Genomic DNA, 17,190 nt, shown 5'->3' on the forward strand with positions numbered 1-17,190 from the left:
CCCCAACCTTGTGTGGGTCGCGTGTTCGCGCGCGCAGCATGCGTTCCGTTTCCGGCGCAGGAGCCCGCCCATGACCCAGACCCAGGCGTTTCCGTCCCATGGCCTCTTGGCCGCGATGAGAGCCATCCTTGCGGCGATGATCGCGGGCGCGGTGATTGCCATGGGCGTCATCCTGGCAGCCTTCCTGACCATGGCCGCCCTGGCCGTCGCGGCGGTGTCGATCGCTGGCGCAGGCGCCTGGTGGCTTTACGCCAAGGTGCGCGGACGCCGTCCGGCCCGGCGCGATCCCAATGTGCTGGAGGCCCATCGCGGGCCCCATGGCTGGACCGTCGACGGCGACCAGCCGGAAGAACGCGCCTGAGCGGTTCAGTCTTCACTGCGCAATTTCAGGGACGTGCGCCGCATAGCCGGTGAGGCGTTCCTTTTCACAATCGCGTGACGGTGCCGCGTGCGCGGCCTTGAAGCCGGGCGTGCGCTTCGATAGAGCCACGCCATGAGCTTGCGCCATTTCGCCCTTCTGTTCGTCATCTGCCTGATCTGGGGCGTCAATTTCGTGGTTGCGAAATGGTCGCTGTCCGGCACGCCGGTGATTGTGGAAGGGTTTGAGGGCGCGCCGCCGCTCTTCTTTGCCTTCCTGAGATTCGCCCTGCTGTATGCGATGCTGGCACCCTGGTTGCTGCCCGTACCGCGGCCCTTCGGGCCGGTGATCGGCGCGGCGCTGACCATGGGCGCCGTGCAATTTGCGCTGCTGTTCATCGGCCTGCGCTACGCCACCCCGTCAGCCATCGCCATCGTGGTGCAGCTGTCCGTGCCGTTCACCACATTCCTGTCGGTATTGTTCCTGTCCGAACGCGTAGGCTGGATCCGGGCGTCGGGCATGGCCATTGCGTTCGCCGGCGCGGCGCTGGTGGTGTTCAAGCCGGCCGAGTTCTCCTTCACCATCGGTTTGTGGGCCGGTGTGGGCGCGGCCATGGCCGCTGCCGCCGGTGCCATTTTCATCAAGCGCACGCCCGCGCCGGCGCTCAAGCTCCAGGCCTGGATCGGACTGATTTCGTTTCCGCCGCTGGCGCTGTTGTCACTGCTCACAGAGCGCGACCAGATCAGCGCCTCGCTGGCGGGCGGCTGGCCGTTCGTCGCCACGCTGGTGTTCACCGTGGTGCTGGTCAATGTGTTCGGCCATGGCGCGTTCTACTGGCTGCTGCGCCGCTATGACGCTTCGCTGATCGCGCCGCTGACCCTGATGGCTCCCCTGGTCGGGGTGATCAGCGGGGTGGCGCTGCTGGGCGATGAAATCACCTGGCAACTGGTCACCGGCGGCTTGATGGCGCTGGCCGGTGTTGGCATTGTCGCAGCGCGCCGCTCGCGCACGGCGCCGGTGGAGACGGTGCTCAGGAAGCCGCGATGACCCTCACGCTGATCGACGCGCCCTCGCCGAACTTCAATGCGCGCACTCAGCCGGTCTCCATTCTGGTGCTGCACTATACCGGGATGGAGAGCGGGCCGGCCGCGCTTGACCGTCTGCGCGATCCCGGGGCCCAGGTCAGCGCGCATTATCTGGTCGAAGAGGACGGGCGCGTCTTTGCCCTGGTGCCCGAAGACCAGCGCGCCTGGCATGCGGGCCGGGGGTCGTGGCGCGGCCGGGCCGATGTCAATTCGGCCTCCATCGGGATCGAGATCGTCAATGGCGGCCATGATTTCGGCTTGCCCGAGTTTCCCGACGCCCAGATCGAGGCGGTGATCGCGCTCTCGCGCGCCATCCTCTCGCGCCACGCCATTGCGCCGGGCAATGTCATCGGCCACAGCGACATGGCCCCGTCACGCAAAAGCGATCCGGGCGAGAAATTTCCCTGGCGCCGCCTGGCCCGGGCCGGGGTGGGCCTGTGGCCGGAAGACCCCGTCCCGTCAATCGCCGCTGCGGATGCGCTCTGGGGCTTGGCCACCATCGGCTATCCGGTGCAGGACGATGCGCTGGATCATGTGGTGCGCGCCTTCCAGCGCCGCTACCGGCCGGCACGGGTCGACGGGCATCTGGACGCCGAGACGCTGGGCCTGATCGGCGCAGTCAAGGCGCTGTGCGCTTGACGCGAAGGGTGCAAACCCCGACTTAAGGGCGGTGTCAGGCGGCCGGGCGGTCGCTTCCGTCCAATGGCGAAAGCCGGGCGGGAGAGGAAAGTCCGGGCTCCATGGAGGCAAGGCGCCGGGGAAAGCCCGGCGGGCCGGGCAACCGGTTCAGGGACAGCGCCGCAGAAATCAGACCGCCAGACCCGGCTTCGGCCCCGTCTGGCAAGGGTGAAACGGTGGGGTAAGAGCCCACCGCCCCGACCGCAAGGAAGGGGGCACGGCAAGCCCCGCCTGGAGCAAGACCGAATAGGGACGGGCGTTCCGGTTCTGCCGGAACAGGCGCGCCTCCGCGCTGCCGTCCGGGTAGGTCGCTTGAGGCGGCGCGCAAGCGCCGTCCCAGAGGAATGGCCGCCGCGTTCTTTCCGTTCCGGAAAGAGCGGCACAGAACCCGGCTTACAGGCCGCCTGACACGCTTCATCCAGCTCCGGCGATCACCCTCCCGCGCACCCGCGCGCCGAGGCGCGTTAACCTGTTCTTTCTCTGTTCTTGGAATGAGCGTCTTCGCCTGTGCTGCTTGACTGTTGTGCACAAGCAAAACCCGCCTCCCGGAGAGGTTTACGCATTGTGTCCCATGGCATCCCATGTTATCCCATAGTTAACCACGCAAATTGGGGGCGTGGGCGAGCGGGGACTCCAGAACGGCCATGTTCGTCTCGACGACCACGAACGCGATTGACGCGAAGGGACGGGTTTCCGTCCCCGCCGATTTCCGCGCGAGTGTGGCCGCCCAGGGTTTCAATGGTGTTTATGTCTGGCGCTCGTTCAACGGCCCCTTCCTGGAAGGTGGCGGCCAGCGCCTGCTGGAAGACTATGCCGAGGCCATCGAGGAGATGGACCCCTATGACGATGCGCGCACCGCGTTCGAGCGGGTGATTTTCGGCGGCGCGCGGGCGCTGGCGTTTGAATCCACCGGCCGGGTGTCGCTGCCGCGTGATCTGATCGAGCATGCGGGGCTCAGCTCCAGCGCCGTGTTCGTGGGCATGGGCCGCCGCTTTGAGATCTGGGACGCCAAGGCCCATGGCGAGCAGGCGGGCAAAGACCTCAGCTATGCGCGCGAGCACAAGGCCGCGCTGCGCCGTCCGCGCCGGCGCGAGGGGGCGTGATGACCGGCGCGCCCCATACCCCTGTCATGCTGGACGAAGTCCTCCACGCGCTGATGCCGCGCGATGGCGGGCTTTACATTGACGGCACGTTCGGCGCGGGCGGCTACACGCGCGCCATCCTGGGCGGGGCGGACTGCCGGGTGCTGGGCATCGACCGCGATCCCACGGTGCGCGAGAACGCCAACATCATGCAGGGCGCCTTCAAGGGGCGCTTCGCCTTCGCCTTCGGACCATTCTCCCTGATGGAGGATGTCATCCAAGCCGCCGGGTCGTCCGGCGCTGACGGGGTGGTGCTGGACCTGGGCGTTTCGTCCATGCAGATCGACGAGGCCGAGCGCGGCTTCTCCTTCCAGCAGGACGGGCCGCTGGACATGCGTATGGCGCGCTCCGGCCCCAGCGCCGCCGATGCGGTCAACCAGCTGGACGCCAGCGAGCTGGCCGCGATCTTCCGCTACTATGGCGAGGAGCGTCATGCCGGGCGCATCGCGCGCGCCATTGTCGAAGCGCGTCAGGACGCGCCGATCACCCGCACGCTGGCGCTGGCCGAGCTGGTGGCGCGTGTCATGCCGGGCAAGCCCATGCGCATCCATCCGGCCACGCGCGTGTTTCAGGCCTTGCGCATTTTCATCAATGACGAGCTGGGCGAGCTGACACGCGGGCTGGAAGCGGCCGAGCGCATCTTGCGCCCCGCGGGCCGGCTGGTGGTGGTCAGCTTCCACTCGCTGGAGGACCGCATCGTGAAGACCTTCCTGCGCGCGCGCTGCGGGTTGGAGGGTGCGGGCTCGCGCCATCAGCCCGAACAATTCCCGGCCCACGCGCCGAGCTTCTCCCTGCTCACCCGCAAGGCGCTCACCGCCAGCGAGGCCGAGGCGCAGGACAATCCGCGCGCCCGCTCTGCCAAGCTGCGTGCCGCCGTGCGCTCGTCCGCCCCCGCCTGGCCGCGTGATGCGGCCGGTGCATCCCGTTTGCCCGATCTGTCCCGTCTTGTGGAGGCCCGCTCATGATCCGCCTGGTCAATTTTGTCGCTTTACTGGTCGCCGTCGCCCTGCTCGCGGCGCTCTTTGTGGCCAAGACCGGCACGGCCAGCGACCAGCAGAGGCTGGCCGAGCTACAGGCCGATCTGGCGCGCGAGCGCGGGCGCATCAGCGCCCTGGAAGCCGAGATCGCGCTGCAGGAAGATCACGAGAACCTGCGCCGCCTGGCGCGCATCTATCTGGGCTTCGAGCCGGTGCGCCATGATCAGGAAATCATCTTCAGCGAGCTGCCGCGGGTCGCGGCAACCGTCCCCGGCGAGCCGGTGCAGGCGGCCTATCGGGAGGCGATCCGGCGGTAAATGGGCTCCTGGCGCAGGAAAATCCGGGCGATCAATGTCCGCACCCAGCCGCGCCGCGCGGCACCGGGCGAGCGCGCGCCTGCGGGCATGTCGCGCCAGGTCCATGTGGCCGGCGGACGCGCCGGTCAGGAGGCGCGCCAGCGCGGCCGCCTGCGCATCGCGGGCCTGGTGCTGGCGGCCGGGTTCATCATTGTCGCCGCGCGGGCTCTGGATGTGTCGCTGGTAAGTGGCGCGACGGCAGGGCCAGGCTTGCAGGCGGCAGGCGAAGCCACCGTGCGCCGTGCGGCGCTGACGGACCGCCATGGCCAGGTGCTGGCCTCGACCCTGGATTTCCACGCCGCCTATGCAAATGGCCAGCACATCCCGCGCGAGCTGGTGGACGAGACGGTGGCGCGCTTGCAGAGCGTGCTGCCGGATATCGACGCGGAACGGATGGCCGCGCGCATGCGCGCGCGCAACGCCTACATCCTCATCGCGGACGGTCTGACGCCGCGCGCGCGCCAGTCCATCCATCATCTCGGCCTGCCCGGTGTGTATTTTCAGACCCAGCCCGGGCGCGTCTATCCGCGCCAGAGCGCGGCGGCCCATGTGGTCGGCTATGCCGGGCGTGAAATGCGCGGCCTGTCCGGTGCGGAGCTGGCGTTTGACGCCGAGCTCAATGATCCGTCGGGCCGGCCCGTCGCCCTGTCCATCGACCTGACCGCCCAGCACCGGGTGGAGAGCGTGCTGGCCGAGCACATGGCACGCCATCAGGCCCAGGGCGCAGCCGCGATCCTGATGCGCGTGGGCACGGGCGAAGTCATCGCCATGGCCTCGCTGCCGGACTATGACGTGAACCGCTATACCGAGGTTCGCCCGTCTGCGGCGGACGGTGTCGATCCGCGCTTCAATCGCGCCAGCGTGGGCGTGTACGAACTGGGTTCGGTGTTCAAGCCGCTGGCCCTGGCCGCAGGGCTGGAGAGTGGCCGGGTCGCGCTCGATGACCTGTTCGATGTGCGCCAGCCGCTCCGGGTGGCCGGACACTCCATCGATGATTTCCGGGGTCAGCGCCGGGAGCTGACCGCGCGCGAGGTGATCATCCACTCGTCCAATATCGGCTCTGCCCTGATGGCCCGGCAAATGGGCGCAGAGACCCTGCGGCCCTTCTATGAGGCGCTGCGTCTGCATGAGCGTCCGCCGCTGGAATTGTCGGAAAGCGCCCATCCGCGCATGCCGCGCAACTGGGGCCGGACCGAGACCATGACGGCCGCCTTCGGTCACGGCCTGGCCGTCAGCCCGCTGGCGCTGACGTCGGCCTATGCGGCCCTGGCCAATGGCGGGGTCTACGTCCCGCCGACGCTGCGCCCGGTGGCACCCGGCGAGATCATTGCAGGTGATCCGGTGATGAGCGCGCGCACCGCCGCCCAGGTGCTGGCGGTGATGCGCGAGACGGTTGCCCGCTCTCAGGCCGGCGGTCCAGACGTGGAGGGCCTGGCGGTAGCGGGCAAGACCGGCACGGCGCTGCAGGCCGGTCCCGGCGGCTATGACCGCGATCACCGGGTGACGACATTCGTGGCGGTGTTCCCGTTTGATGATCCCCAATACGTGCTGACCGTGACCTTCGACCGCCCCCGTCCGAGCCGCGCGACCCATGGATTCGCCACAGCCGGCTGGAACGCCGCCCCCGCTGCCGGTGACATTCTGCGCCAGCTGGCCGGCGTACTGGAACTGCGCCGCCGCGACGCGGACCCGTCTGCGCGCGCCGAGCAGGTCGCCGCCCTGTTCGCTCCGCGTGTGCGGGCCGTGGTGCCATCAGAAGAGCCCGTCCTTCTCACCTCCGGGGAGCCGCAATGATGACCCGCCGCCTTGCCGATCTTCTGCCCGACGGGCTGGCTGCGCCGCAGGGCGCGCACGGGCTGATCGTCACGGGTCTGGCCCTGGACAGCCGCAAGGTGCGGCCCGGCGATCTGTTCGCCGCGCTGCCCGGCGTGCGCGTGGACGGTCGCCAGTTCATCGACGCCGCCATCGAAAAGGGTGCCGTCTGCGTGCTGGCACCGCGCGGCACATCCGCGCCGGTTCCGGTCATCGAGACCGATGATCCCGCCGGGGCGCTGGCGGCGATCGCCGCGGCATTCCATCCGCGCCAGCCCGGACACATCGCTGCGGTCACCGGCACCAATGGCAAAAGCTCCACCGTGGAGTTCCTGCGCCAGATCTGGGCGTCGGCGGGCATCAGCGCGGCCGCGCTGGGCACGCTCGGCGTGACACGCGAAGCCGGGCGCACGGAGGTGGGTTACACCACGCCGGATGCCATCGCGCTGCATGCGGCGCTGGATGCGCTGGCAGGCGAGGGGGTGTCGCACCTGGCCATGGAAGCGTCGTCCCACGGGCTCAAGCAGCGGCGCATGGATGGCGTGCGGGTAGCGGTCAGCGCGTTTACCAACCTCACCCAGGACCATCTCGACTATCACCCGGACTTTGAAGATTACTTCGCCGCCAAGATGCGGCTGTTCACAGCGCTGACGCCGGCAGGCGGGCGCGTGGTGATCAATATGGATTCCGACTGGTCGGCTCGGGTGGAGCAGACGGCTCTGGCCGCCGGGCTGGAGGTGATGACGCTGGGCTGGCGCGGCCGGGATCTGGCTGTGCGTGAAATCACGCCGCGTCCGGCCAGCCAGGCGGTGCGCTTTGCGTGGCGCGGCGGGGAGCGCGTGGCCGAGTTGCCGCTAATCGGCGAGTTCCAGACCGCCAATGCGCTGGGGGCCGCGGTGATGGCGATTGCGTCAGGCATGGACGCGGACACAGCCTTTGCGGCGCTGGAAAACCTGACGGGCGTGGCCGGTCGCCTGCAACAGGCGGGCATTACGCGTCAGGGCGCGCCGATCCTGCTCGACTACGCCCACACGCCTGACGGGCTGGACAAGCTGCTGCGCGCGGCGCGCCCCCATACGCGCGGGCGGGTCGTGCTGGTGTTCGGCGCGGGCGGCGACCGCGACCCCACCAAGCGCGCGAAGATGGGTGCCGTGGCGGCCCAGCTGGCAGACGTCTGCATCGTGACCGACGACAATCCGCGCAGCGAGGATCCGGCTTCGATCCGGGCGGCGATCCTGTCGGCGTGTCCGGGCGCGCAAGAGATCGGCGACCGTGAAAGCGCGATGCGCGCCGGCATCGCCATGCTGGAGGCGGGCGACACGCTGCTGATCGCGGGCAAGGGCCACGAGATCGGCCAGATTGTCGGCGACCGTATCATTCCGTTTGACGAGCCGGCCATCGTCACGCGCCTGCTGCAAGAGCTGGAGACGCGATCATGACCGCGCCGCTGTGGACCTCTGCCGAGGCCGCGCTCGCCACAGGCGGGCACCCGATCGGTGAGGGCTGGGCTGCCACCGGCGTCTCCATCGACACCCGCACGCTGCAGCCGGGCGATCTGTTTGTGGCGCTGAGCGATGTCCGCGACGGCCATGAGTTCGCGCAAGCCGCGCTGGACAAGGGCGCGTGCGCGGTGCTGGTCTCACGCGCCGATTGCTGTAACGGCCCGCGCCTGGTGGTTGATGACACGCTGGCAGCCTTGCAGGCGCTGGGTCAGGGCGCGCGCCTGCGGTCACCGGCGCTGCGCATCGGCGTCACCGGGTCGGTGGGCAAGACCAGCGTGAAAGAGGCGCTGGCCGTGGTGCTGCGCGCGGCCGGTCCGGCCCACTGGAGCGTGGCCAGTTACAATAATCACTGGGGCGTGCCGCTGACCCTGGCGCGCATGCCGCAAGAGACACGCGCGGCGGTGTTTGAAATGGGCATGAACCATGCCGGCGAGATCGCGGCCCTGTCGGCGCAGGTGCGCCCCCATGTGGCGCTGATCACCAAAATCGCGCCTGCGCATCTGGAAAATCTCGGCTCCATGGAGGCCATTGCTGACGCCAAGGCGGAGATATTCACCGGGCTGGAGGTCGACGGCGTGGCGGTCATCCCCGCTGACGATGATTTTGCCCCGCATCTGACGCAAGCGGTGAACGCCTCGCACGCCGCCTTCCTGATCAATTTCGGCCTGGCGCGTGGTGCCGCTGTGCGGGTGCTGAGCTATACGGCGGACGGGGAAGGCGGATCGGGTGACATGGACGTTATGGGCAAGGTGCGCCCGTTCCGGCTCAGCCAGCCGGGTGCCCATCAGGCGGTGAATGCCGCCGGCGTGGTGGCGGCCGCGTTTGCCGCGGGCATTGATGCTGAACTGGTGCTGGATGCGCTGGCCGGGCTTGCCGCCCAGGCGGGCCGGGGTGCGCGCTTTGATGTGCAGCTGAGCGACGGGCGCGCCCTGACGCTGATCGATGACAGCTATAACGCCAACCCCGCCTCCATGCGCGCGGCGTTCGCCAGCCTGTGCGCGCGTACCCCGTCTGCGGGCGCACGGCGCATCGCGGTGCTGGGCGAAATGCTGGAGCTGGGCCCGGATGCGTCGGCGCTGCATGCGGCGCTCGCCGGTCCGCTGGCAGAGGCGGGCGTGAGCGCCGTGATCGGCGTTGGCAAAGGCATGGGCGCGCTTCTGGAGGCGTTGCCCTCACAGGTCGAAGCGGTTCACGCTGCAGACTGGAGCGCTGGCATTGAACAGCTGGACGCACTGGCGCGCGAGGGGGATGTCGTGCTCATCAAGGGCTCCAATGCCTCGGGCGTTCACAGGATCGCCGCTGCCCTGAAATCCGCGCGCGCCGGCGCGTCAACACAGGCCTGAACGCCCATGCTGTACCTGTTGCTGTCACCGCTCGCTGAACAATTCACCCTGTTCAATGTCCTCAATTACCTGACCTTCCGCACCGGCGCGGCGATCATGACCGCCTTCGTGGTGGCGCTGGTGGTGGGCATGCCGTTCATCGGATGGCTCAGGAAGCAGGGCTCTCAGCCGATCCGCGATGACGGCCCTGAAAGCCATGTGCTGACCAAGGCCGGGACGCCCACCATGGGCGGCTTTATCATCCTGACCGGCATCGTGTCGGGCACGCTGCTCTGGGGCGATTTGTCCAACGCCTATCTGTGGGTGGTGATGTTCGTGACCATCAGCTACGGCGCGATCGGCTTCCTCGATGACTGGCGCAAGGTCACCAAGCGTTCCCACCACGGTCTGTCGGGCAAGGGCAAGCTGGCGCTGCAGGGCGTGGTGGCGCTGATCGCGGTGATCTGGATGGTCAATCTGCTGGATGGTGCGCCCAATACGCCGGACGATTTCTCCACCTCGGTTGCAGTGCCCTTTTTCAAAGATGTGCTGATCCCGCTGGGCCTGGTCTTCTTTGCCTTCGGGGTGCTGGTGATTGTCGGAGCCTCCAATGCGGTGAACCTCACCGACGGGCTGGACGGGCTGGCCATCGTGCCGGTGATGATCGCGGCGGGCGCGTTCGGCGTGATCGCCTACATGGTCGGGTCATCGGTCTATTCCAATTACCTGTTTTTGAATTTCACCCCCGGCACCGGCGAGCTGGCCGTGATCTGCGGCGCGATGATCGGCGCCGGGCTGGGCTTTCTCTGGTATAACGCGCCGCCGGCCATGGTCTTCATGGGCGATACCGGCTCGCTGTCGCTGGGCGGCGCGATCGGCGCCATCGCGGTGGCGGTCAAGCACGAGATCGTCCTGGTCATCATTGGCGGGCTGTTCGTGCTCGAAGCCGTGTCGGTGATGGTGCAGGTGGCCAGCTTCAAGCTGACCGGAAAGCGCGTGTTCCTGATGGCCCCCATCCACCACCATTTTGAAAAGCTGGGCTGGTCTGAATCCACAATCGTGGTGCGGTTCTGGATCATCGCCTTTGTCCTCGCCCTGATCGGTCTGTCTACGCTGAAGCTGCGCTAGCCAAGGAGGCGTCATGATTCCCGTTCGCGCCAGCGGCGAAGGCCGGGCCGCCGTCATGGGCCTGGGCTTGCGCGGGCGTGCCATGGCGCGGGCTTTGGCGGCGGGCGGCATGGCGGCATCGGGCTGGGATGAGGACGCAGACACACGCGCCGCTGCGGCACGCCACGGCGTGGTGATCGAGGACCCGACGACGCGCGACTGGGGCGACCTGTCGGCGCTGGTGATCGACGATGTCAGCCGCCTGGATGGGCCGGAGTCCGGTCCGGTGGGGCTGGCCCGGATCACCGGCACGCCGGTCCTCACCGAGTTGGCCCTGTTTGGCCGCGCCCTGACAAGCACCGGTGGCGCGCGCGCGGCTCTGGTCCTGGGCGGCGATAAGGCGGACGCGGCGGCCGAGCTGGCCGGAGCCTGCCTTTCGCGCTGCGGGCTGGATGTGCGCCGGGGCGGTGCCGGGGTTGCGCTGTTCGACGCGCCGCCGTTGCGCGCCGGGTCCATCACGCTGATCGCTGCCAGTGCCGCCGAATGCGCGGCCGCGCCGGATTTCCATGCTCACGCCTTGCTGGTCATGGCGGACGCGGCGATCAGCACCGCTGATCTCGAAGCCCTTGCCATGCGCGTGTCCGGCCCGGTCCTTCTGGACATGGATGCGCCCGACGCCGGCGCGCGTCTGGCGGCGCTGCGCCGTGGCGGCGTGGATCGCGCGCGCGTGACCGCATGTTCGGGCCGGATGGTGCTGGGCGATGGCTTCTATCTGGTGGGCAGCCGCCTGCATGATGCGCGGTCCGGCGCGCCGCGCCGCCCGCTTCAGACAGCGGGGCCGGGCCTGGCCGGGCTGACGCCGGGACTGATCGCAGGCGCGGGCGGTCTGGCGCTGGCGCTGGGCGGCGAGCCCGACGCGCTGGAAGCGGCGATGGCTTTCTTTCCCGGTGTGCAGGGCTGGCGCAACCCTGTGACGGGCCTCGGGCGGGTGCAGGTGTTTGATTATGCGGCCGCACAAGACCCGAAGACGGCCCTGGCCGGGTTCACCGGCGCCGCACCGATATGGTGGATCGCGCACGCCGGGCTGGACGCGGCCGAGCTGCCCGACACCCTGCCCGCTGCCCTGCAGGGGGTGATCCTGTGCGGCCCCGATGCGCGCGCGGAGCGGCGTCTGGCATCACGCATGGCCTGCCGTCAGGCGGACAGTCTGGACGATGCGCTGGCGCGGTCGCTGCATGCGGCTGCGCTGACCGGCAAGGACGCGCGCATTCTATACGCTCCGTCAACCCGGTGCGGCCCAGAGGAGAGACGGGTGCGCAGCCAGACCTTCACGGCGGCGCTGGAGCGGCTGACCGGATTGATCCGCAAGGGGCACGCAGCATGAGCCTGACACGGCAGTATTCAAGGGTCCTGCGTGAGCTCGACAAGCCGCTTCTTGTGGTGATCCTGTGCCTGCTGGGCATGGGGTTCATGCTCGTTTTTGCCGCCAGTCCGGCGGTGTCCAGCGACGCCGATCCCTTCTTTTATGTGCGCCGTCAGGTGATGTTCATGACCGCGGGTGTGGTCATCATGATGACCGCTGCCGCCTTCTCGCTGACCGGCGTGCGGCGCATGTCTGGTCTGGCGCTGCTGGGGTCGCTGGTCTTGCTGGTCCTGGTCCTCGTGGTGGGCCAGCCCATCAACGGCTCCACGCGCTGGCTGCACCTGCCGGGGTTCTCGCTGCAGCCCAGCGAGATCTTCAAGCCGGCCTTCATCGTGTTCACCGCCTGGCTGTTCAGCGAGGAAGACCGCGGCGCGCCTGCCCCCGGGCGCCTTCTGGCGCTGGGGATTTACGGCGTGGCGGCGGTGCTTCTGAGGCTGCAGCCCGATATCGGCCAAACCGCGCTGATCACGCTGATTTTTGCCGCAATGCTGTGGATTGGCGGCCTGTCCTGGCGCTGGACCATCGGGCTGGGTGCCGGCATGGCCGCAGGCGCGGCGGCGGCGGTGAATTTCGTGCCGTACATTCAGACCCGCGTTGCCACCTTCCTGTCCAGCGGTGGCGGCCCGCGCAACCAGACCGACATCGCCTTGGATGCCATCGGCAGTGGTGGTCTGTGGGGTCTGGGGCCGGGAGAGGGGCGCATCAAGCACGTGCTGCCCGAGGCCCACAATGACTATATTTTTGCGGTGGCGGGCGAGGAGTTCGGCGCGCTGGCCATGTTGCTGATCATCGCGCTGTACGCGCTTTTGTTCCTGCGCGCCTGGACGCTGGCCATGCGGCTCAATGATCCCTTCGCGCGGCTGGCGACGGCGGGTCTGGCGCTGCTGTTCGCGCTGCAGGCGCTGGTCAATATTGCGGTCAATCTCGATCTGGCGCCCTCGACGGGCATGACGCTGCCTTTCCTGTCCTATGGCGGCTCGTCCATGCTGGCGCTGGCCTTCTCGGCGGGGCTGATGCTGGCGCTGACGCGGCACCGGCCCGGTGCCTATAAGCCCATGCGCCAGCGCCTGGTGAGTGCGCCGGCATGACCGGCAAGCGTCTTGTCATGGCGGCAGGCGGCACGGGCGGGCATATTTTCCCGGCGCGCGCGGCAGCTGAAACCCTGATCAAACGCGGCTGGCGGGTGCGCCTGGTGACCGATGTGCGCGGCGCACGCCACACCGAAGGCTTTCCCGGAGACGGCGTCAGCGTCATCCGCGCGGCCAGCCCGTTCCAGTCCAATCCGCGCCGGGTGCCCGGTGCGCTGGCAGACCTGGCGGCGGGTCTGCGGGCCACGCGCGCCCTGGTGAAGGATTTCGAGCCGGACGTGGCTGCCGGGTTTGGCGGCTATCCCGCCTTTGCGCTTCTGGCCTCGGCGCGCATTGCCTCGCTGCCCTTCGTGATCCATGAGCAGAACGCAGTGCTGGGCCGGGTCAATCGGCTGTTCGCCAGATCGGCGCACACGGTCGCCTCGGGCTTCGAGCGGCTGGACCGCTTGCCCCGCAAGGCACGCCACGCCGTTACCGGCAATCCGGTGCGCGCTGCCGTTCTGGTCGCGCGCGACACGCCCTATGCGCCGCCTTCAGACGACGGTGAGATACGGCTTCTGGTGCTGGGCGGCAGTCTGGGCGCGCGCATCCTGTCCGAGACGGTGCCCGCTGCCATCGCGCGCCTGCCAGCAGCCCTGCGCGCCCGCCTGGTGGTGGTGCAGCAGACCCGTGATGAAAGTCTGGAGGCGGCCCGCGCCGCTTATGAAACGGCGGGTGTGCGCGCCGAGCTGTCGGCCTTTTTTGACGATATGGGTGCGCGCTATGCGGCGGCCCACCTGGTGATTTCGCGCGCGGGCGCATCATCGGTGTCAGAGCTTGCCGCCATCGGGCGCCCCTCGATTCTGGTGCCGCTGGCGATCGCCATGGACGATCACCAGACCGCCAACGCCCAGGGCCTGGTGCACGCCGGCGCCGCCGACGCCATGGCCGAGGCCGACCTTACGGCAGACAGCCTGTCACAGCGCCTTGAATCGCTGCTGGCGGACGGCGAAGCTCTCGCCGCGCGGGCTGCTGCGGCCCGCGGCACCGGCCGGCCCGACGCGCATGAGGCGCTGGCCGATCTCATCGAACGCGCCGCGGAGTAGCGATTCATGCCCCCCAGAGACCTCGCCGCCGCGGCTTCGCCCGTCCATTTTGTCGGGATTGGCGGGATCGGGATGAGCGGCATCGCCGAGGTGATGCTCAATCTGGGCTATCAGGTCACCGGGTCGGACATTTCCGAAAGCGCCAATGTGCAGCGCCTGCGGGCCAAGGGCGCGGTCATCCATATCGGCCATGATGGCGAGAACGTCACGGGTGCCGGGGCGCTGGTGGTGTCCAGTGCCGTGCGCCGGGACAATCCCGAGCTGGTCGCGGCCCGCGCCCGGCGCATCCCGGTGGTGCGCCGCGCCGAAATGCTGGCCGAGCTGATGCGTCTGAAGCAATGCGTCGCCGTGGCCGGTACCCATGGCAAGACCACCACCACCTCGCTGGTGGCGGCGCTGATGGATGCAGCCGGGTTCGATCCCACCGTGATCAATGGCGGCATCATCTCGGCCTATGGCTCCAATGCCAAGATGGGCGAAGGCGAGTGGATGGTGGTGGAGGCCGACGAGAGCGACGGCTCTTTCCTGAAACTGCGCGGCACGGTGGGCATCATCACCAATATCGATCCCGAGCATATGGAGCATTACGGCGATTTCGACACGCTGCGCGAAGCCTTCCGGCAATTCGTCGAGAACCTGCCCTTCTACGGCTTCGCCGTGCTGTGCGTGGATCATCCCGAGGTGCAGGCGCTGGCCGCGCGCATCGAGGACCGGCGCGTGATCACCTATGGATTTTCGCCCCAGGCCGATGTGCGGATCGTCAATCATTCCGGCGACGCTGCGGGGGCCCGCTTTGATCTGCGCTTCCAGGCGCGCGGTGCCGAGCCGGCTGTCTGGGCGGGCCTGAGCCTGCCCATGATGGGCGAGCACAATGTGCTCAACGCTGCGGCGGCCCTGGCGGTCGTGCAGGCGCTGGGCGGGCAGGAGGACGAGGCGCGTCAGGGCCTCGCGGGGTTTGCCGGCGTGAAGCGGCGCTTCACCCTGGTGGGCGAGCCCGGCCGCGTGGCGGTGATTGATGATTACGGCCACCACCCGGTAGAGATCGCCGCCGTCCTCAAAGCCGCGCGCCAGCGCGCGGGCGAGGGCCGGGTGATCGCCGTGGTCCAGCCTCATCGCTATACGCGCCTTGCCGATCTGTTCGAGGATTTTTGCACCTGTTTCAACGATGCCGACAGCGTGCTGGTCACGCCGGTCTACACGGCCGGCGAAACGCCCATCGAAGGGGCCGATCAGGACAGCCTGGTGGCCGGGCTGCAGCGCCATTCGCACCGCGACGCGTCGGCCACCACGCGCGAGACGCTGGCCGCTGACCTCAAATCCCGCATCCAGCCCGGTGATGTCGTGGTGTGCCTGGGTGCCGGCGATATCACCGCCTGGGCGGCGGAGCTGCCTCAACGGCTGGAGCAGGGGTGATGGCAGGGGTCGCCGACCGCCTCCCGCCCGTGCGCGGCAAGCTGATCGAAGGCGCGCCACTGGCCGACATCACCTGGCTGCGCGTCGGCGGACCGGCCGAGGTGCTGTTCCTTCCCGCCGACGAGGCGGACCTGGCGCGCTTTCTGGCCGAGACGCCGCGCGACATTCCCGTTCAGGTGCTGGGCGCAGGCTCCAATACGCTGGTGCGCGATGGCGGATTGCCGGGCGTGACTGTGAGGCTCACCCCGGCCTTCGGGCAGATCACAGCCGACGGCGTGCGCCTGCGCGCCGGGGCGGCGGCGCTGGACAAGGCCGTGGCGAAAGCGGCGGCCAAAGCCGGCATTGCGGGCCTGGAATTTTTCGTCGGCGTGCCGGGCACGATTGGCGGCGCGCTGCGTATGAATGCCGGCTGTTATGAGCGCGAAACACGCGATGTGCTGGTGGAGGCCGTCGCGCTGGACCGGCGCGGGCGGCGGATCATCGCGCCGCTGGAGGAGCTGGGCTATGCCTATCGCCACAGCGACGCGCCGGGCGAGTGGATATTCGTGGAGGCCGTGTTTGAAGGCCGCGCCGACGACCCCGCCGCGATCACGCAGCGCATGGATGCCATCACGGCCCGGCGCGAGAGCACCCAGCCGATCCGGGAAAAGACGTCCGGCTCCACCTTCAAGAACCCGGACCCGGCGCAGTCAGGCGGACGCTCGGCCTGGCAGCTGATCGAAGCGTCGGGCTGGCGCGGCAAGCCGATGGGCGGTGCGCGCTTTTCCGAGCAGCACTGCAATTTCCTGATCAATGACGGGACGGCCACCGCCAGCGATCTCGAAACGCTGGGCGAGACGGTGCGGGCCGAGGTGAAGGCGCAATTCGGCGTGGAGCTCGAATGGGAGGTCCGGCGCGTGGGGGAGAGATCATGAGCAAGCGCATCGCCGTCCTGTCCGGCGGGTTGAGCCCGGAACGTGATGTCTCGGCCGTCTCCGGCGCGCAGGTGGCCAGGGCGCTGCGCGCGCGCGGCCATGAGGTGATGGAGATTGATCCGGCGCAGGCCTTCTGGCCGGAGACGCTGAAGGCATTCGCCCCGGATCTTGCCTTCAACGCCCTGCATGGCGAGTGGGGCGAGGACGGGCGCATTCAGGGCGTGCTGGAGTATATGCGCCTGCCCTATACCCATTCAGGCGTGCTGGCGTCGGCGCTGGCCATGGACAAGCAGCGCGCCAAGGCGGTGCTGCGCACAGCGGGGCTGAACTGCCCGGCCGGCCTGATCGCCAACCGGTTCGAGGCCGCGCGCGATCATCTGATGAAACCGCCCTATGTGGCCAAGCCCAATGCACAAGGTTCCTCGGTGGGTGTGGTCATTGTGCCGGAAGGCGCAAACCGCCCGCCGTCTGTGCTGGCGTCGGCAGACTGGCCCTATGGCGACGAGGTGCTGATCGAGCGCTTCATTCCGGGCCGGGAGCTGACTGTGGCGGTGCTGGGCGACCGTGCGCTGACGGTGACCGAGATTGTGCCCAAGACCGCCTTCTATGATTACGAGGCCAAATACGCCGATGGCGGGTCGGTGCACCAGCTGCCCGCTGACATCCCGCAGGCTGTAGCCGACGAGGCGATGACAGCGGCCCTGATCGCGCATAAGACGCTGGGATGCCGGGGACTGACGCGCTCTGACTTCCGGTATGATCCGGCTGTAAACGGACTGTGGTTACTGGAAATTAACACCCAGCCGGGCATGACTCCGACATCACTCGCGCCCGAACAAGCGGCGTATTGCGGGATCGAATTTGCTGATCTCGTGGAGTGGATGGCGGAGGATGCGTCGTGCCCAAGGTAACGCGCGTCAGGGCCAGC

The 17,190-nt window shown here is 68.5% G+C and carries 16 protein-coding genes and 1 other RNA gene; all 17 read left to right on the plus strand.

What is annotated here, in order from left to right; translation table 11 throughout:
- Positions 1-70 precede the first annotated feature (70 nt).
- The 17 genes from L2D00_00600 (at position 71) to L2D00_00680 (ending at position 17,173) form a co-directional block, all read left to right on the plus strand.
- Positions 71-361 carry a hypothetical protein gene (locus tag L2D00_00600; GenBank protein ID WBQ13202.1) on the plus strand — a complete coding sequence of 97 codons (291 nt, stop codon included), beginning with the start codon at positions 71-73 and terminating at the stop codon, positions 359-361.
- A 132-nt stretch (positions 362-493) separates the two neighbouring features.
- A complete protein-coding gene (locus L2D00_00605) occupies positions 494-1,405 on the plus strand; it encodes an EamA family transporter (protein ID WBQ13203.1) in 912 nt (303 codons plus the stop codon).
- Positions 1,402-2,082, plus strand: coding sequence for an N-acetylmuramoyl-L-alanine amidase (locus L2D00_00610; protein WBQ13204.1), 681 nt, complete (start codon positions 1,402-1,404; stop codon positions 2,080-2,082). The genes L2D00_00605 and L2D00_00610 overlap by 4 nt, the downstream gene beginning before the upstream one ends.
- Before the next feature lie 34 nt (positions 2,083-2,116).
- An RNA gene (rnpB, locus tag L2D00_00615) (RNase P RNA component class A) lies at positions 2,117-2,533 on the plus strand.
- 232 nt (positions 2,534-2,765) lie between these two features.
- Positions 2,766-3,224, plus strand: a complete 459-nt coding sequence (locus L2D00_00620; protein WBQ13205.1) for a division/cell wall cluster transcriptional repressor MraZ — start codon at positions 2,766-2,768, stop codon at positions 3,222-3,224.
- The gene (gene rsmH, locus L2D00_00625; GenBank protein ID WBQ13206.1) at positions 3,224-4,228 is read left to right on the plus strand and encodes a 16S rRNA (cytosine(1402)-N(4))-methyltransferase RsmH; all 1,005 of its coding nucleotides are present in this window, start codon (positions 3,224-3,226) and stop codon (positions 4,226-4,228) included. Before L2D00_00620 ends, rsmH begins: the two co-directional genes overlap by 1 nt.
- Positions 4,225-4,557 carry a hypothetical protein gene (locus L2D00_00630; GenBank protein ID WBQ13207.1) on the plus strand — a complete coding sequence of 111 codons (333 nt, stop codon included), beginning with the start codon at positions 4,225-4,227 and terminating at the stop codon, positions 4,555-4,557. The genes rsmH and L2D00_00630 overlap by 4 nt, the downstream gene beginning before the upstream one ends.
- Positions 4,558-6,390, plus strand: coding sequence for a penicillin-binding protein 2 (locus tag L2D00_00635; GenBank protein ID WBQ13208.1), 1,833 nt, complete (start codon positions 4,558-4,560; stop codon positions 6,388-6,390).
- Complete coding sequence (locus tag L2D00_00640; protein ID WBQ13209.1) at positions 6,390-7,847, plus strand: UDP-N-acetylmuramoyl-L-alanyl-D-glutamate--2,6-diaminopimelate ligase; 1,458 nt, start codon at positions 6,390-6,392, stop codon at positions 7,845-7,847. The genes L2D00_00635 and L2D00_00640 overlap by 1 nt, the downstream gene beginning before the upstream one ends.
- Positions 7,844-9,253, plus strand: a complete 1,410-nt coding sequence (locus tag L2D00_00645) for a UDP-N-acetylmuramoyl-tripeptide--D-alanyl-D-alanine ligase (protein WBQ13210.1) — start codon at positions 7,844-7,846, stop codon at positions 9,251-9,253. Before L2D00_00640 ends, L2D00_00645 begins: the two co-directional genes overlap by 4 nt.
- 6 nt (positions 9,254-9,259) lie before the next feature.
- Positions 9,260-10,360, plus strand: a complete 1,101-nt coding sequence (mraY, locus tag L2D00_00650; protein ID WBQ13211.1) for a phospho-N-acetylmuramoyl-pentapeptide-transferase — start codon at positions 9,260-9,262, stop codon at positions 10,358-10,360.
- A gap of 13 nt (positions 10,361-10,373) precedes the next feature.
- Complete coding sequence (locus L2D00_00655) at positions 10,374-11,723, plus strand: hypothetical protein (protein ID WBQ13212.1); 1,350 nt, start codon at positions 10,374-10,376, stop codon at positions 11,721-11,723.
- The gene (locus L2D00_00660) at positions 11,720-12,850 is read left to right on the plus strand and encodes an FtsW/RodA/SpoVE family cell cycle protein (GenBank protein ID WBQ13213.1); all 1,131 of its coding nucleotides are present in this window, start codon (positions 11,720-11,722) and stop codon (positions 12,848-12,850) included. Before L2D00_00655 ends, L2D00_00660 begins: the two co-directional genes overlap by 4 nt.
- Entirely contained in the window at positions 12,847-13,935 is a 1,089-nt protein-coding gene (gene murG / locus L2D00_00665; GenBank protein ID WBQ13214.1) for an undecaprenyldiphospho-muramoylpentapeptide beta-N-acetylglucosaminyltransferase, read from the plus strand. The genes L2D00_00660 and murG overlap by 4 nt, the downstream gene beginning before the upstream one ends.
- Positions 13,936-13,941: 6 nt before the next feature.
- Positions 13,942-15,348 carry a UDP-N-acetylmuramate--L-alanine ligase gene (gene murC, locus L2D00_00670; GenBank protein WBQ13215.1) on the plus strand — a complete coding sequence of 469 codons (1,407 nt, stop codon included), beginning with the start codon at positions 13,942-13,944 and terminating at the stop codon, positions 15,346-15,348.
- Complete coding sequence (murB, locus tag L2D00_00675; GenBank protein WBQ13216.1) at positions 15,348-16,262, plus strand: UDP-N-acetylmuramate dehydrogenase; 915 nt, start codon at positions 15,348-15,350, stop codon at positions 16,260-16,262. The genes murC and murB overlap by 1 nt, the downstream gene beginning before the upstream one ends.
- Positions 16,259-17,173, plus strand: a complete 915-nt coding sequence (locus L2D00_00680) for a D-alanine--D-alanine ligase (GenBank protein WBQ13217.1) — start codon at positions 16,259-16,261, stop codon at positions 17,171-17,173. The genes murB and L2D00_00680 overlap by 4 nt, the downstream gene beginning before the upstream one ends.
- The last annotated feature ends 17 nt before the right edge of the window (positions 17,174-17,190 follow it).

The sequence above is a fragment of the Hyphomonadaceae bacterium BL14 genome (assembly GCA_027627705.1).
GTDB lineage: Bacteria > Pseudomonadota > Alphaproteobacteria > Caulobacterales > Maricaulaceae > Oceanicaulis.

Excerpts from the sequence above, each read along its gene's own strand:
- L2D00_00610 (WBQ13204.1), top strand. The coding sequence starts at position 1,402 with ATGACCCTCACGCTGATCGACGCGCCCTCGCCGAACTTCAATGCGCGC.
- rsmH (WBQ13206.1), top strand. The coding sequence starts at position 3,224 with ATGACCGGCGCGCCCCATACCCCTGTCATGCTGGACGAAGTCCTCCAC.
- L2D00_00635 (WBQ13208.1), top strand. The coding sequence starts at position 4,558 with ATGGGCTCCTGGCGCAGGAAAATCCGGGCGATCAATGTCCGCACCCAG.
- L2D00_00600 (WBQ13202.1), top strand. The coding sequence starts at position 71 with ATGACCCAGACCCAGGCGTTTCCGTCCCATGGCCTCTTGGCCGCGATG.
- L2D00_00680 (WBQ13217.1), top strand. The coding sequence starts at position 16,259 with ATGAGCAAGCGCATCGCCGTCCTGTCCGGCGGGTTGAGCCCGGAACGT.
- L2D00_00655 (WBQ13212.1), top strand. The coding sequence starts at position 10,374 with ATGATTCCCGTTCGCGCCAGCGGCGAAGGCCGGGCCGCCGTCATGGGC.
- L2D00_00620 (WBQ13205.1), top strand. The coding sequence starts at position 2,766 with ATGTTCGTCTCGACGACCACGAACGCGATTGACGCGAAGGGACGGGTT.
- mraY (WBQ13211.1), top strand. The coding sequence starts at position 9,260 with ATGCTGTACCTGTTGCTGTCACCGCTCGCTGAACAATTCACCCTGTTC.
- L2D00_00605 (WBQ13203.1), top strand. The coding sequence starts at position 494 with ATGAGCTTGCGCCATTTCGCCCTTCTGTTCGTCATCTGCCTGATCTGG.
- L2D00_00630 (WBQ13207.1), top strand. The coding sequence starts at position 4,225 with ATGATCCGCCTGGTCAATTTTGTCGCTTTACTGGTCGCCGTCGCCCTG.
- L2D00_00640 (WBQ13209.1), top strand. The coding sequence starts at position 6,390 with ATGACCCGCCGCCTTGCCGATCTTCTGCCCGACGGGCTGGCTGCGCCG.
- L2D00_00660 (WBQ13213.1), top strand. The coding sequence starts at position 11,720 with ATGAGCCTGACACGGCAGTATTCAAGGGTCCTGCGTGAGCTCGACAAG.
- L2D00_00645 (WBQ13210.1), top strand. The coding sequence starts at position 7,844 with ATGACCGCGCCGCTGTGGACCTCTGCCGAGGCCGCGCTCGCCACAGGC.
- murB (WBQ13216.1), top strand. The coding sequence starts at position 15,348 with ATGGCAGGGGTCGCCGACCGCCTCCCGCCCGTGCGCGGCAAGCTGATC.
- murC (WBQ13215.1), top strand. The coding sequence starts at position 13,942 with ATGCCCCCCAGAGACCTCGCCGCCGCGGCTTCGCCCGTCCATTTTGTC.
- murG (WBQ13214.1), top strand. The coding sequence starts at position 12,847 with ATGACCGGCAAGCGTCTTGTCATGGCGGCAGGCGGCACGGGCGGGCAT.